Origin of the sequence: Streptomyces sp. AA1529 (assembly GCF_000280905.1) — a bacterium.
Classification (GTDB): Bacteria; Actinomycetota; Actinomycetes; order Streptomycetales; family Streptomycetaceae; genus Streptomyces.
In genome coordinates, this window is record NZ_ALAP01000052.1 from 1 (window position 1) to 14,000 (window position 14,000).

The 14,000-nt window shown below is 72.9% G+C and carries 12 protein-coding genes; 3 read left to right on the top strand and 9 right to left on the bottom strand.

Features of this window, described 5'->3' with window-relative positions:
• Nucleotides 1-202 precede the first annotated feature (202 nt).
• The gene (locus A949_RS0115195) at nt 203-1,210 is read right to left on the bottom strand and encodes a stage II sporulation protein M (protein WP_019356872.1); all 1,008 of its coding nucleotides are present in this window, start codon (nt 1,208-1,210) and stop codon (nt 203-205) included.
• Between the two features lie 155 nt (nt 1,211-1,365).
• Here A949_RS0115195 and A949_RS33535 point away from each other — a divergent pair, with 155 nt between their 5' ends.
• The gene (locus A949_RS33535; protein WP_019356873.1) at nt 1,366-2,313 is read left to right on the top strand and encodes an RDD family protein; all 948 of its coding nucleotides are present in this window, start codon (nt 1,366-1,368) and stop codon (nt 2,311-2,313) included.
• Nucleotides 2,314-2,397: 84 nt separating this feature from the next.
• On the opposite strand, the gene A949_RS0115205 is transcribed toward A949_RS33535, so the two are convergent.
• The gene (locus A949_RS0115205; RefSeq protein WP_019356874.1) at nt 2,398-3,018 is read right to left on the bottom strand and encodes a hypothetical protein; all 621 of its coding nucleotides are present in this window, start codon (nt 3,016-3,018) and stop codon (nt 2,398-2,400) included.
• Nucleotides 3,019-3,155: 137 nt separating this feature from the next.
• Nucleotides 3,156-4,616 carry an adenosylhomocysteinase gene (ahcY, locus tag A949_RS0115210; protein ID WP_019356875.1) on the bottom strand — a complete coding sequence of 487 codons (1,461 nt, stop codon included), beginning with the start codon at nt 4,614-4,616 and terminating at the stop codon, nt 3,156-3,158.
• Between the two features lie 393 nt (nt 4,617-5,009).
• Between ahcY and A949_RS0115215 the strand changes: the two genes are divergently transcribed.
• On the top strand, nt 5,010-7,220 hold the full coding sequence (locus A949_RS0115215; protein ID WP_026004666.1) for a fructose-specific PTS transporter subunit EIIC: 2,211 nt from the start codon (nt 5,010-5,012) through the stop codon (nt 7,218-7,220).
• Nucleotides 7,221-7,375: 155 nt separating this feature from the next.
• Here A949_RS0115215 and A949_RS0115220 read toward each other — a convergent pair whose 3' ends face one another.
• The 6 genes from A949_RS0115220 to A949_RS0115245 all read right to left on the bottom strand — a co-directional run bounded on the left by A949_RS0115220 (nt 7,376) and on the right by A949_RS0115245 (nt 13,223).
• Nucleotides 7,376-8,353: a cation diffusion facilitator family transporter gene (locus tag A949_RS0115220; protein ID WP_019356877.1), complete on the bottom strand. Its 978-nt coding sequence runs from the start codon at nt 8,351-8,353 to the stop codon at nt 7,376-7,378.
• A 39-nt stretch (nt 8,354-8,392) separates the two neighbouring features.
• Nucleotides 8,393-9,577 carry a mannose-6-phosphate isomerase, class I gene (gene manA, locus A949_RS0115225; protein WP_019356878.1) on the bottom strand — a complete coding sequence of 395 codons (1,185 nt, stop codon included), beginning with the start codon at nt 9,575-9,577 and terminating at the stop codon, nt 8,393-8,395.
• A 77-nt stretch (nt 9,578-9,654) separates the two neighbouring features.
• The gene (locus A949_RS0115230; protein WP_019356879.1) at nt 9,655-10,860 is read right to left on the bottom strand and encodes an SIS domain-containing protein; all 1,206 of its coding nucleotides are present in this window, start codon (nt 10,858-10,860) and stop codon (nt 9,655-9,657) included.
• Between the two features lie 145 nt (nt 10,861-11,005).
• Nucleotides 11,006-11,179: a Trm112 family protein gene (locus tag A949_RS36550; protein WP_019356880.1), complete on the bottom strand. Its 174-nt coding sequence runs from the start codon at nt 11,177-11,179 to the stop codon at nt 11,006-11,008.
• A gap of 127 nt (nt 11,180-11,306) precedes the next feature.
• Entirely contained in the window at nt 11,307-12,692 is a 1,386-nt protein-coding gene (locus tag A949_RS0115240; protein ID WP_026004667.1) for a phosphomannomutase/phosphoglucomutase, read from the bottom strand.
• Nucleotides 12,693-12,776: 84 nt separating this feature from the next.
• Entirely contained in the window at nt 12,777-13,223 is a 447-nt protein-coding gene (locus tag A949_RS0115245) for a DUF3499 domain-containing protein (RefSeq protein ID WP_078534367.1), read from the bottom strand.
• A 295-nt stretch (nt 13,224-13,518) separates the two neighbouring features.
• Here A949_RS0115245 and A949_RS0115250 point away from each other — a divergent pair, with 295 nt between their 5' ends.
• Nucleotides 13,519-13,968 carry a metallopeptidase family protein gene (locus tag A949_RS0115250; RefSeq protein ID WP_037706488.1) on the top strand — a complete coding sequence of 150 codons (450 nt, stop codon included), beginning with the start codon at nt 13,519-13,521 and terminating at the stop codon, nt 13,966-13,968.
• Nucleotides 13,969-14,000 lie beyond the last annotated feature (32 nt).

The following is a 14,000-nucleotide window of genomic DNA, read 5'->3' on the forward strand; positions in this document are numbered from 1 at the left end:
GAATCTGCTAGGAGTTCGGAGTGCTTCTCGCACGAGAATTCCGTTGCCGGATTTCGTGAGTCGAAGCGGAGAAGAATCTAACTGCTGCTGCCGAGCTTGTCCAACTCTAGGCAACTGTTCGAATCTACTGCCCGCAGGCCACCGCGTCAACGGTTTTCCGGGGCGGAGAGGACAGTAGCAGGTTCCCGGCTGTCCACGCACATCATGCGGCGGTGGGTGCCTCGGCCGAGCGGTCCGACACGGCGATGTCACCGGTTTCGCCCATCCCGGCCGCACGGCGTCCCAGCACGTACACGTAGCCGAGGAAGGCCAGTTCCACCAGGACTCCGATCAGGATGCGCGCCCAGGTGGGCAGGCCGGAAGGGGTCACGAAGGCTTCCACGGCTCCGGAGACCAGGAGGACGGCCGCCAGTCCGAGGGCCATGCCGAGTGCCGAACGTCCTTCCTCTGCCAGTGCTGTCCGCCGGCTCCGTGGTCCCGGATCGATGACGGTCCAGCCCAGCCGCAGCCCCGTGCCCGCCGCGACGAAGACGGCTGTCAGTTCGAGGAGGCCGTGCGGCAGCAGCAGGCCGAGAAAGGTGTCGAGGCGGCCGGCGGAGCCCATGAGTCCGATGCCGACACCGAGGTTGAGGACGTTCTGGAAGAGCACCCAGAGCACGGGGACGCCGAGGAGGGCGCCGAAGGCCAGGCAGAGGGCTGCGGCCTGGGCGTTGTTCGTCCATACCTGGGCCGCGAAGGAGGTGGCGGGGTGGCTGGAGTAGTACGCCTCGTACCGGCCGCCGGAGCGCGTCATCTCGCGGAGTTCCTCCGGTGCTCCGATGGTGGCGCGGACCTCGGGGTGGGTGCCCACCCACCCCGCGATGAGCGCCGTCAGCACGATGGACAGCAGGGCGGTCGGGACCCACCAGGTGCGCGAGCGGTAGACGGCTGCGGGGAAGCCGGCGGTGAAGAAGCGCACCGCATCCCGCCAGGAGGCGGTGTGCGCTCCGGTGACCGCGCTGCGCGCGCGGGCGACGAGCTGGGTGAGGCGTTCGGTGAGGTCCGGATCCGGCGCACTCGACCGCACCTGGGAGAGGTGGGTGGCGGCGCGCTGGTAGAGCCGGACGAGTTCGTCGGCCTCCGCGCCGGAGAGCCGGCGGTGGCGGCGCAGCAGTGCGTCCAGGCGGTCCCACTCCGCGCGGTGCGCCGAGACGAAGACGTCCAGGTCCATGGAGCGAGTTTCCCAGATCGTCCTACTGGAAGACTGGGGCTGCGGCGCCGGATGGTTGCCGCAGGTGCCGAGTGGTGCCGCGGCGGGAGCGTCCCATCAGGTGCGCGGGCGGCTGTGCTGCCCTCGTGCCGCGGCCGACGAACCGGGGGTGTGCGATGAGTGAGCTGGTGACCGGGGAGGCCGTCGTGCTCGGGCTGCGTCCGGCGCGGCTGCCGAGCAGGGCGCTGGCCGTCTGCGTGGACCTGGTCATCGTCTGGGTCATGTACCTCGCGCTGACGCTCGCCCTGCTGGTGTCGGTGGACTCCCTGGACCCAGCGGCGCTGGCGGCCGTGCAGGTGGGGCTGTTCGTGGTGGTGCTCGTCGGGCTGCCGATCGCGGTCGAGACGCTCACCGGGGGACGTTCGGTCGGCAAGATCGCAGCGGGGCTGCGGGTCGTGCGGGACGACGGCGGTCCGATCCGGTTCCGGCACGCGCTGGTGCGCGGGGCGGTCGGTGTCGTCGAGATGCAGCTGCTGTTCGGTGTGGTGGCCTGCACGGCCTCGCTGGTGTCCGAGCGGGGCCGCCGGCTGGGGGACGTGTTCGCCGGGACTCTGGTGGTACGGGAACGCGGTCCCCGGCCGGGGCGCACGGCGCTGCCGCCTCCGCCCCGGTGGTGCGCCGCGGAGTTCGCCGAGCTCGATCTCTCGCGCGTCCCGGACGCGCTCTGGCTCGCGATCCGGCAGTTCCTGCTGCGTGCCGGGCAACTGGATCCCGCTGTGCGGCACTCGATGGCGGAACGGCTGGCGGACGATGTCATCGAGCGGACCGGAGTGCCGGTACCGCACGGGATGCCCGCGATCAGCTATCTGGCCGGAGTGGCTGCGGAGCGGCGGGAGCGGGAGGCGCGGCGGTCTTCCGGCTCCCCCGGGATCCCGTCTCCCCCGTCGTCCGGGATGCCGCCCTCCCGGTCATCGGAGTCCCAGCCGTCGCCACAGCCGCAGCCGTCGTCGTCCACGGCGGCTCCGCCTACTTCCCGGCCCGCCTCGGAGCGGGAGAGCTCGGCCCGGGGCAGCGGCGAGGACGGGCCGCCCACTCCGCGCACGGGCTTCGTGCCGCCCTCCTAGTCCGTTCCCGGTCCGGCAGGTGCCGGGAGCACGGGCGTCGGGATCCCGGAGCGCGGGAGGGCTCGGGACCGGACTCCGACGCTGCTACCCCTGGCCGAAGACCGACGGGGGTGTCTCCAGGTCCTCCAACTCGATGCCCGGGGCCGCCAGAACGACGTCGCCGGCGAGGTGCACCGCGTTCTGCTCCCCCGTCTGCAGGTCGTTGACCTGGTAGTTGTGCACGACGAGCGGGCCGTTGTCGGTGTCGTGTGCTTCGCTGCCGGACAGCGCCCAGGACTGGTCCAGGGTGCGAGGAGCCAGGACGGGGGGTGTGAACGCGACGAGGCGGACGCGGGTCGCCCGGTCACCGGGAGCCGGGCGCAGCAGCCGCGCGGTCGCGATGAGGAAGGCGGGGGAAGCACCGGTGAAGGAGTGCGCGGCGGCGTTGCCCTCTTGGGCCTGCTCGCCCACGGGGTCGGAACGCACCCAGGTGACGCCGTCGAGTGCCGCTCCGCGGATCCGCCAGTTCGCGGCGCGGAGTTCGAGCCGGATCGGGCGGCCGAGATCGTCGAGCGTGAGGTCGACGGAGCCGGTGTGCTCACCCGCGGGGTCGGTGAGCTGTGAGACGTAGCGCCAGCCGGAGGGGCCGGTGGCGCAGTGGAAGTGCTCTTCTCCGAGGAAGGTGTGGTCGTGCGGATCGTGCAGCGAATAGCGGCCGCGGGGCATGGGCGGTGTCCGGGGTCGGTGCGGTGACGGGCAGGCCCCCCGCGGGGCGGGGGGCCTGGTTCCGGTCCCGATCCGGGCCGGATGCGGGAGCGCACGGTCGCGTACGCCTCCCGCACCGGCCCGACCGGTTGCGGTGCTCAGTAGCGGTAGTGGTCCGGCTTGTAGGGGCCCTCGACCGGAACGCCGATGTAGGACGCCTGCTCCGGGCGGAGCGTGGTCAGCTTGGCACCCAGGGCCTCGAGGTGGAGGCGGGCGACCTTCTCGTCGAGGTGCTTGGGCAGGACGTAGACGTCGGTCGGGTAGGACTCGGGCTTGGTGAAGAGTTCGATCTGGGCGATCGTCTGGTCCGCGAAGCTGTTGGACATCACGAACGAGGGGTGGCCGGTGGCGTTGCCCAGGTTCAGCAGGCGGCCCTCGGAGAGGATGATGAGGGTCTTGCCGTCCTTGAAGGTCCAGGTGTGGACCTGCGGCTTGACCTCGTCCTTGACGACGCCGTCGATGGCGGCGAGGCCCGCCATGTCGATCTCGTTGTCGAAGTGGCCGATGTTGCCGACGATGGCCTGGTGCTTCATCTTGGCCATGTCCGAGGCCATGATGATGTCCTTGTTGCCGGTGGTGGTGATGAAGATGTCGGCGGTCTCGACCACGTCGTCCAGGGTCACCACCTGGTAGCCGTCCATCGCCGCCTGCAGGGCGCAGATCGGGTCGATCTCGGTGATCAGGACCCGGGCGCCCTGGCCGCGCAGGGACTCGGCGCAGCCCTTGCCGACGTCGCCGTAGCCGCACACGACGGTCGTCTTGCCGCCGATGAGGACGTCGGTGGCGCGGTTGATGCCGTCGACCAGCGAGTGGCGGCAGCCGTACTTGTTGTCGAACTTCGACTTGGTGACGGCGTCGTTGACGTTGATCGCCGGGAAGAGCAGCGTGCCCGCCTGGTGCATCTCGTACAGGCGGTGGACGCCGGTGGTGGTCTCCTCGGTGACGCCGCGGATCTCCGAGGCGAGCTGGGTCCACTTCTGCGGGTTCTCGCCGAGGGTGCGGTTGAGCACCGAGAGGACGACGCGGTGCTCGTCGTTCTCGGCGGTGTCGACCGAGGGTGCGGAGCCGGCCTTCTCGTACTCGACGCCCTGGTGCACCAGGAGGGTGGCGTCACCACCGTCGTCGAGGATCATGTTCGGGCCGCCGGTGCTGGCGTTCGGCCAGGTGAGGGCCTGCTCAGTGCACCACCAGTACTCCTCCAGGGTCTCGCCCTTCCAGGCGAAGACCGGGATGCCCTTCGGGTTCTCCGGGGTGCCGTCGGGGCCGACGGCGACCGCCGCGGCGGCGTGGTCCTGGGTGGAGAAGATGTTGCAGGAGGCCCAGCGGACCTCGGCCCCCAGGGCGACCAGCGTTTCGATGAGCACCGCCGTCTGAACGGTCATGTGCAGGGAGCCGGTGACACGGGCGCCCGCGAGCGGCTGGTCGGCGGCGTACTCCTTGCGGATCGCCATCAGGCCGGGCATCTCGTGCTCGGCGAGCTTGATCTCCTTGCGGCCGAAGGCCGCCAGCGAGAGGTCCGCGACCTTGAAGTCCTGGCCGGTCGTGGAGGTCGTCGTCATTGCGAGCTGCTCCTCGGTGTCGAGAAATAAGGCTGGTCCGTGCTGCGGCGCCGGGGCGGTGCGGTACCGGTCGCGCGGAGGCGCGCATCGTGACCGGGCACACTCGTCCCCTGCTCGCAGCTCAGTCCGTCGAAGGCCCTCTCTCCCTCGGTGGCCCGGGGTCCGGGCCTCCCGACCGCCATCAGCAGCGACGTCTGGCTCTACGAATCTACACCGCCCGTCCAGGGGACAAGACGGGCGCCGCTGACAGCAAGGGCGCCTCGGGGTTTGTTTTCGGCCGCTTGCTTTTTTGCCCGTGCGGCTGGTTCGGTGCACCCTGCGGCCGCTGTGGCTGCGCTTGCGATGGCGCGAGAACGCATCCCTCCACCCCCTGGCCGAGCTAGGAGTTCCCACGTGACCAGTCCTGCCGACCCCCGAGACGGAGCGGCTCCCCCGGCCGGCCCGGGGCTGAAACTGCTCGCTGTGACGGCGTGTCCGACCGGTATCGCCCATACGTACATGGCGGCGGAAAAACTGACCCAGGCCGCGCAAGCCCGTGGTATCGCCATGAAGGTGGAGACCCAGGGGTCCATCGGTGCTGAGAACGTGCTGTCTGACAACGATGTCAGCGCTGCGGACGGCGTAATCGTCGCCGCCGACAAGGACGTGGACCTCAGCCGGTTCGGCGGCAAGCGGGTGCTCTGCGTCGGAGTGGCCGAGGGCATCAGCGACCCCGACGGGCTCATCGACCGGGTGCGGGCGGCCCCGGTGCACCCGGGCGGCGCGGACTCCGCTGCGGCCGGCGACGCCCGCGGCGGCGGCCGCACCGGCGACGGGAGCGGCGGCTCCGCGACGGCCACCGGACCCGCCGGGGCCAAGGGCCGGGAGCGCAGCGCCGGCTACAAGGCGCTGATGAACGGCGTCTCGTACATGATCCCGTTCGTGGTCGTCGGCGGACTGCTGATCGCGGTCTCGCTCGCGCTGGGCGGGCATCCGCAGGCCGACGGCGGTCTGGTGATCCCCGACGGCAGCTTCTGGAAGCACGTGAACGACATCGGCGTGATCGGATTCACGCTGATGGTGCCGATCCTCTCCGGCTACATCGCCTATGCGATCGGCGACCGTCCCGCGCTGGTTCCGGGCATGATCGGCGGCTGGATCGCCAACACCGGCGAGCTGTACGACTCCGAGTCCGGTGCGGGCTTCATCGGCGCGATCGTCACCGGGTTCCTGGCCGGGTATCTGGTGCGCTGGATCAAGCGGATACCGGTCTCGCGGTTCGTACGGCCCATCATGCCGATCATCGTGATCCCGATCGTGGCGACCTCCGCGCTCGGCCTGTTCTTCATCTATGTCATCGGCAGGCCGATCTCCTGGGTCTTCGAGAACCTCACCGACTTCCTGGGCGGTATGACGGGGACCAGCGCCGCGCTGCTGGGCGTGGTGCTCGGGCTGATGATCGCCTTCGACATGGGCGGCCCGGTCAACAAGACCGCCTTCCTGTTCGGGGCCGGACTGGTCTCCAAGAGCCCCGAGGTGATGGGGATGTGCGCGGCGGCCATTCCGGTGCCGCCGCTGGGGCAGGGCCTCGCGACGCTGCTGCGCCGCAGGTTCTACTCCGACCAGGAGCGGGAGACCGGCCTGGCCGCACTGTTCATGGGTTTCTTCGGCATCACGGAAGGCGCCATCCCGTTCGCCGCCGCACGGCCCGCCACGGTGATCCCGGCGAACATGCTCGGCGGCGCCGTCGCGGGCGGCATCGCCGGGCTGGCCTCGATCGGGGACAACGTGCCGCACGGCGGGCCGATCGTGGCGGTGCTGGGCGCGGTCGACGGTGTGGCGATGTTCTTCGTGGCGCTCCTGACCGGTGCCGCGGTCACGGCGGCGGCCACGGTCGGCCTGGTGACGCTCGGAGCACGGCGTTCCGGGCAGGACGCTCCCGGCACGGACTCCGCGGAGCAGGCGGTGCCCGCGCCGCCCGCGGTGGCCGCGGTGGCCGCGGTGGCCGCGGACGGCCGCACCGGGGACGGCCCGGAGGACACCGCCCGGCGCATGCCGGCCGCCGGCCCCACGCCGGCCGCCCCGGGCACGGCGGCGGACCCCGCACCGGACTCGGCCGCGCACTCGGCCCGGGCGGCGCAGCAGCCCCCGGCCGCCGCGGAGTCGTCCGGGGCGCTGTCCGGATATCTGTCCGCGGAGACCGTGAGCGAGCGGCTCGCGGCCGACGGCAAGGAAGCCGGTATCCGGGAGATGGCCGAGCTGTTGGGACGCAGCGGCAAGGTCACCGACAGCGAGGCGCTCGTACGGGCCGCGCTCGCCCGCGAGGAGCAGGGCACGACGGGGCTCGGCGAGGAGATCGCCGTCCCGCACGCCAAGACGGACGCGGTCAGCGCTCCGGTCGTGGGGTTCGCACGATCCGCCGAGGGCATCGAGTGGGGCTCGCTGGACGGGACCAGGGCGCGGCTGGTGTTCATGATCGCGGTACCGGAGGCGGCGGCGGGGGACGAGCATCTGCGCATCCTGGCGCTGCTGTCGCGGAAGTTGATGGATCCCGCGTTCCGCACCAGGTTGCTGGAGGCTCCGGACAAGGGAGCGGTGCTGGCCGCGCTCGCCGAGATCGGCTGAGGCCGGCGCACCGTCCGGCGCCGGGACAGCACACCGCCGCGGCAGTGCCGACGCCGCGAAGAAGAGGGCCCGCCCGCGCTTCCACGGGGCGGGCCCTCGCACCGCACGCGGCGGCCGGGCGGGCCCGGCACAGCCCAGCCCGGCGGACGGCCCGGTCAGGCGCCGGGGCCGCGGCCGGACGTGTCGGCCGGTTCCGCCGCCGGCTCCGGCCCGGGGTCCTGCTCCGCACGGTGGACGTCCGGCTCCAGGTAGATGACCCGGGCGATCGGGACGGCTTCGCGGACGCGGTGCTCGGCGGCGTCGATGGCACGGGCGACCTGTGCGGCCGTGTCGTCGTGCCGGACGGCGACCTTGGCCGCCACCAGCAGTTCCTCCGGGCCCAGGTGCAGGGTGCGCATGTGGATGACGTGGGTGACCGTCTCGTCGTCGACGAGCGCGGCGCGGATCCGGTCCCGTTCGGCCGGGGCGGCGGACTCGCCCAGCAGCAGCGACTTGGTCTCCGCCGCGAGCACCAGCGCGATGACGACGAGCAGCGCACCGATGCACATGGTGCCCACGCCGTCCCAGACACCGTCGCCGGTGAGCAGGGCGAGGCCGACGCCGCCGAGGGCGAGGACGAGGCCGACGAGCGCGCCGAAGTCCTCCAGCAGCACGACCGGCAGTTCGGGTGCCTTGGCGCGGCGTACGAACTGGGTCCAGCTCTGCTTGCCGCGGATCTGGTTGGACTCCCGGATGGCGGTCCGGAAGGAGAAGCCCTCGGCCACCACGGCGAAGACGAGCACGCCGACCGGCCAGTACCAGTGCTCGATCCCGTGCGGGTGGACGATCTTCTCGTAGCCCTCGTAGAGCGCGAAGACGCCGCCGACGGTGAACAGGACGATGGAGACCAGGAAGCCGTAGATGTAGCGCTCGCGGCCGTAGCCGAAGGGGTGCTCCTCGTTGGCTTCCTTCTTGGCCTTCTTCCCGCCCAGCAGCAGGAGGGCCTGGTTCCCGGAGTCGGCCACCGAGTGGACGCCCTCGGCCAGCATGGAGGCCGAGCCGCTGAAGGCGGCCGCGACGAACTTGGCGACGGCGATGGCCAGGTTGGCGCCCAGCGCGGCGACGATCGCCTTTGTTCCGCCTGATGCACTCACGAGTGAGAGGTCCCTTCCTGCTGCTGTGCGACCGTCCGATCAGACGGCAGCGGTGGCGCGGAAGAGCGTACCGTCACCCGAGATCCGTACCGGCTCGTCGGCCGGAACGTAGGCGGACTGCCCGGGCGCCAGGACGAGTTCCGCACTGCCGTCGGCCCCGCCGTGCAGGACGACGGCGCCCGCGGTGCACAGCAGGATCTGCGCGGCGGACGGGTCCAGCGGGTGCGCCGGGGCGCCGGGGAGGAGGACGAAGCGGGAGAGCCGGAACTCCCCGACGGGCGTCTCGTAGACCTCCTCGCCGCTCACCTCGTCGGCCTCGGGCCGCAGCACGCCCGGCTCGGTGTGCTCGAAGCGCACGATGCGCAGCAGTTCGGGTACGTCCACGTGCTTGGGCGTCAGCCCGCAGCGCAGCACGTTGTCGGAGCTGGCCATGATCTCGACGCCGAGGCCGCCGAGGTAGGCGTGCGGCACTCCGGCGGCGAGGTACAGCGCCTCACCGGGGCGCAGCACGACGTGGTTGAGGAGCATCGCGGCGAGCACTCCGGGGTCGCCCGGGTAGTGGTGCGCGATGTCCGCGTAGACCGCGTACCCGGGGCGCGCGGCGGCTGCTTCGGCGGCAGCGGCGACGGTGGCGGCCATCGCGTCGCGGTCCGCCGTCAGCAGGGCGGAGAGCACTTCGCGCAGCGCCTCGCCGCCGGGGCGGGCGTGCAGGATGTCGACGTAGGGCTTCAGTCCGGGCACGCCGAGTCCGTCCAGCAGCGCGGCGGCCTCCTCGGGGTGCCGGAATCCGCACAGTCCCTCGAACGGGGTGAGGGCGCAGAGGAGTTCGGGCTTGTGGCTGTCGTCCTTGTAGTTGCGCTCCGGCGCGTCCAGCGGGATGCCGCGCGCCTCCTCGTCGGCGTGGCCCCGGGCAGCCTGCGTGCTGTCGGGGTGCACCTGGAGGGAGAGCGGGGCCGCGGCGGCCAGCAGCTTCAGCAGGAAGGGCAGCCGGGGGCCGTAGGCGCGCACCGCCGGGGTGCCCAGTTCGCGCTCCGGGGCGGCGTCGATCACCTCGGTCAGCGGGAGCGGTCCGGCGCCCCGGTCGATGCGCGAGGGTGCGCCGGGGTGCGCCCCCATCCACAGTTCGGCCTGCGGGCGGCCGGTGGGCTCCTGGCCGAGCAGTTCCGGGATGGCGGTGGTGGAGCCCCAGGCGTACGGCCTGACGGAGTTCTCCAGACGGTCCATGAGAGGTGCTGTTCCTGTCCTGCGGGGAGGTGTTCCGTGCGGGGTGCGGTGGGCGCGGGGTCACACCGCGAGCCGTGTCACGCCCGGGTGCCGCGTCCTGCCCAAGGGGAGTCGCTGTCGGCGAGCGTGAGGTGAACGGCGGCGAAATCGGCGGTGGCGATCAGTTCGGCGGCCGCCTCCAGCGGTCCGCTGCCCTCGGCCGGTTCCAGCTCGCTGAGTGCCGCTCCGTGCGCGTAGGCCAGGTCGCGGGCCGGCACGGTCGCGGAGTCGCCGCCGGGCGGTGCCTCACGGAGCAGGACGACGCGGACGCGGGTCGTCTGCTCGTCCTCGACCCGGTCGCGGAAGAAGTCGTCCTGGCCGGAGGCCGGGGCGAAGGGCCCGGTCAGCAGGGCTCCGTGCGCCGTCAGGGCCTCGGGCAGGCCCGCCGTGAGCGCGGGGCGCCCGCAGAGCGCGGCCAGGACCGCGGACCAGTGCCGCGCCGCGGCGCCCGCGACGCCGCCCTCGCTCCACAGCAGCGGTATCGAGCCCGCCAGTTCGACGGCGAGGGTCTTGCCGGGGTTGCTGTAGGTCGGCACGGCGGGACCGCAGCGTTCGGCGACCTCGTCCAGCCGGTCGGCGAGCCCGGCGAGCTCCGCGGGGCCGCTGCGGGTCAGTCCGAGGCGGTCGCACAGCAGCAGCAGCGGGGTGGTCAGGCTCCAGAAGGTGCCGGGTCCGCCGCCGGGCGGAGCGGCGGGGGCTGCGGGGTCCAGCGGGTGCCCGGGGTGGTCCGGCGGGGAGTGGCTCGCGTGCGGGGCCGGGGCCGGGGGCAGGGTGAGGCCGCGGGTCTCGCCGAGCGCGTCGGCCAGCGGGGTGCCGCGCGGGGTGACGGCGACGACGGAGCAGCCGCGCCGGTACGCCTGGTCGAGCAGCGCCGGGAGACCGGGTTCGGTGCCGTCCGGGGTGACGAGCAGCAGCAGGTCCAGCGGCCCGGCCCAGCCGGGCAGCGTCCAGCGCAGTGCGTCGCCGGTGGCCCGGGCGCCGGTGGGGCGCAGACCGGTGACGGGCAGGGAGCCGTTGGTGAGGGCGCCCAGCAGGTCCGTGACGCAGGCGACGGCGGTCCCCGGACCGGCGACCAGGAGCGCGCGGGGGCGGCCCTCGGGGCGGAGCGTGTCCACCCCCGCCTCGGCTGCCTGCCGGATGCCGGTGCGCACGTGCGCACCGGCCTGTGCGGCGCCGCGCAGCAGACCGCGGGCGTCGGCGCGGGCCAGGTCCTCGGGGGCGTCGAGGAGCGTCTCGTCGAGCATCTTCCGTGCCTCCGATCGCTTCCGGTGCTGCGCGTGGCGGCAGCCACCGCGGGTGCGGCGCTCCGTCGGCACGTCGCCGGCTCTGCGCGGCGGCGCGTCCCGGTGGCGGCGCCGCCGTGTCGCCGGGTGCCGCGGCGGGCCCGGGTCAGGCGGGCCGGCGGGCCTCGTCCACCAGGAGCACCGGGATGCCGTCGCGTACGGGGTAGGCCAGGCCGCACTCCGCGTCCCCGGTGCACTGCAGTTCATCGCCCTCCTCACGCAGCGGCGCGTGGCACGCCGGACAGGCGAGGATCTCCAGGAGTCCGGCTTCGAGCGGCATGTCTTCCTCCAGGTGCGGTGTGCGGCTGCGGCTGCGGCTGCGGCTGCGGCTGCGGCTGCGGCTGCGGCTGCGGTGACTGTGCCGTCAGGGTACCGCCGGGTGCGGTCGGCGGTACCGGGGGCGGCCGTCAGACCGTGAGGGTCCGCTCGCCCTCCGCCCGCACGATGGCCAGCACCTCGTCGCGGACCCGCTCGACGGTGGCGGCGTCGCGGGCCTCCACGTTCAGCCGCAGCAGCGGTTCGGTGTTGGAGGGGCGCAGGTTGAACCACCAGTTGACGCCGGTGACGGTGAGGCCGTCCAGCTCGTCCATGGTGACGCTCTCCCGGCCCGCGAAGGCGGCCTTGACGGCTGCCGTGCGGTTGAACTGGTCCTCGACGGTGCTGTTGATCTCGCCGGAGGAGGCGTAGCGGTCGTAGTGGGCGACGAGGCGGGAGAGGGTGCCGTCCTGTCCGCCGAGCGCGGCCAGCACGTGGAGGGCGGCGAGCATGCCGGTGTCGGCGTTCCAGAAGTCGCGGAAGTAGTAGTGGGCCGAGTGCTCGCCGCCGAAGATGGCACCCGTCCTGGCCATCTCCTGCTTGATGAAGGAGTGGCCGACGCGGGTGCGGACCGGCTGCCCGCCGCTCTCTCTGATCACCTCGGGGACCGACCAGGAGGTGATCAGGTTGTGGATGACGGTGGAGCCGGGCGCCTTGGCCAGCTCGCGCGAGGCGACCAGCGCGGTGATCGCGGACGGCGGGACCGGGTCGCCGTTCTCGTCCACCACGAAGCAGCGGTCGGCGTCGCCGTCGAAGGCCAGGCCGAGGTCGGCGCCGACCTCGCGGACCCGGCGCTGCAGGTCGACGATGTTCTTCGGATCGAGCGGGTTGGCCTCGTGGTTGGGGAAGGTGCCGTCCAGCTCGAAGTACAGATCGTGGAGTTCGAGCGGCAGCCCGGACAGCACGAAGGGAACGGTCAGCCCGCCCATCCCGTTGCCCGCGTCGACCACGACCGTGAGCCGGCGGATGTGCGACAGGTCGACCAGGGAGTGCAGGTGCTCGGCGTACTCCGCGAGCATGTCCCGCCGGGTGACGGTGCCTTGGGGCTTGTCGGAGACGGGTGCGCCGCCGCCGTCCGACCACCGCTCCACCAGGGCGCGGATCTCGGCCAGCCCGGTCTCCTCGCCCACCGGTGCCGCGCCCGCCCGGCACATCTTGATGCCGTTGTAGCGGGCGGGGTTGTGGCTGGCGGTGAACATCGCGCCGGGCAGGTCGAGTTTGCCGCTGGCGAAGTACAGCTCGTCGGTCGAACACAGGCCGATCTCGGTGACGTCGGCGCCCTGTCCGGCCGCGCCCCGGCCGAACGCCCGGACGAGGCCGGGTGAGGAGGGCCGCATGTCGTGTCCGACGACGAGCGCCGAAGCGCCGGTGACATGGACGAAGGCGGCGCCGAACAGTTCGGCTGTCGCCTCGTCCCACTGGTCCGGCACCACACCGCGCACGTCGTACGCCTTCACGATCTGAGACAGATCAGCCACGGCCAGCCTCTCCTGGGTCGTCGGTCGTAAACGGTCCCAAATCTACCCGCGGCACGGAAGGGCGCCGTGCGGCAGCGCGGTGCGCTACGGCTCCGGGGGCCGCAGGACCCTCAGATGGCCGCGCCGGGCGACCTCCGTCGCGTCGGCCTCGCCCGCCTCGGGCCCGCCCCGCCGGTCGCGCGGGGCCGGGCCCCGCGGGTCGGGGCGCGGTGTCCGGGCCGCCTCGCGCACGGCGTCGGCCAGGGCTTCCAGATCGTCGCCGCTGGGGCGGGCGGCGGCCGTGTCGACGGCGAGCCGGACCACCTCCCAGCCGCGTGGTGCGGTGAGCCGCTCGGAGTGCTCGGCGCACAGGTCGTAGCAGTGCGGCTCGGCGTAGGTGGCGAGGGGGCCCAGGACGGCGGTTGAGTCCGCGTAGACGTACGTCAGCGTCGCGACGGCGGGACGACCGCAAGCGGTGCGCGAACAGCGACGTACAGGGCTCACAGCGTTGGACCGTACCGCACTCTTGAGCGGGCTGCGACGACTCGCCAGGACGTCACCCTGCCGTGTCGTCCGGGTCATCCGGGTTCTTCGGAAACGTCCGATCCGCTGAACGGCAGACCGAGAGGTCCGTCGCCCCCGCCCCCGGCCGGCCCGCGCAGCCGGCGGGCGCACACACCCCGGGCTGCGCGCCTGGTCATGGTCGGTCCCGGTGCCCGTTCCGCCGGAACGGACGGCCGTCCCGGCGGCGTGGGCGCGATGCCGCCGTCCGCCGAAGCGGGCGCGGCGGCCCGCACCCGCCCGTCGCGCCCCGCACGGGCCCCGCGGCGGGCTACGCTCGGGGGCGATGGACAGCCCCGTACCGCCGCGCCGGGCCGACTCCCGGCCGCGCCGCCGAGACCGCCACGGCCGCGGCATGCGCGGCCCCGTCGCCCCACCCCAAGTGCCGCTCGCCATCAGCCGGGCAGAGGCGTTCGACGATCTGGTGCGCGACTCGGTGACCCGCCTGGAGCGGCACTGGCCGCAACTGGCCGGTGTCGAGTTCGCCGTCCAGGAGGTGCCGCGGTCGGACAACGGGGAGGTGCGCGAGGGCGACGACGCCGTACCGCTCGGCCGGGTCACCGAGGGCGGCGGCGAGCACCCGGACCGTGTGATCGTCTTCCGGCGCCCGGTGGAGATCCGCAGCCGCAGCAGGGACGAGCGGGCCCTTCTGGTGCACGAGGTGGTGGTCGAGCAGGTGGCCGAACTGCTGGGCCTGGAGCCCGAGTCGGTGGACCCCCGCTACGGCCAGGACTAGGCACACCGCCACGGCCGGGACCGGGCACCCCG

Excerpts from the sequence above, each read along its gene's own strand:
- A949_RS0115205 (WP_019356874.1), bottom strand. The coding sequence starts at position 3,018 with ATGCCCCGCGGCCGCTATTCGCTGCACGATCCGCACGACCACACCTTC.
- A949_RS0115250 (WP_037706488.1), top strand. The coding sequence starts at position 13,519 with ATGGACAGCCCCGTACCGCCGCGCCGGGCCGACTCCCGGCCGCGCCGC.
- A949_RS0115195 (WP_019356872.1), bottom strand. The coding sequence starts at position 1,210 with ATGGACCTGGACGTCTTCGTCTCGGCGCACCGCGCGGAGTGGGACCGC.
- A949_RS36550 (WP_019356880.1), bottom strand. The coding sequence starts at position 11,179 with ATGCCGCTCGAAGCCGGACTCCTGGAGATCCTCGCCTGTCCGGCGTGC.
- A949_RS0115230 (WP_019356879.1), bottom strand. The coding sequence starts at position 10,860 with ATGCTCGACGAGACGCTCCTCGACGCCCCCGAGGACCTGGCCCGCGCC.
- A949_RS33535 (WP_019356873.1), top strand. The coding sequence starts at position 1,366 with ATGAGTGAGCTGGTGACCGGGGAGGCCGTCGTGCTCGGGCTGCGTCCG.
- ahcY (WP_019356875.1), bottom strand. The coding sequence starts at position 4,616 with ATGACGACGACCTCCACGACCGGCCAGGACTTCAAGGTCGCGGACCTC.
- manA (WP_019356878.1), bottom strand. The coding sequence starts at position 9,577 with ATGGACCGTCTGGAGAACTCCGTCAGGCCGTACGCCTGGGGCTCCACC.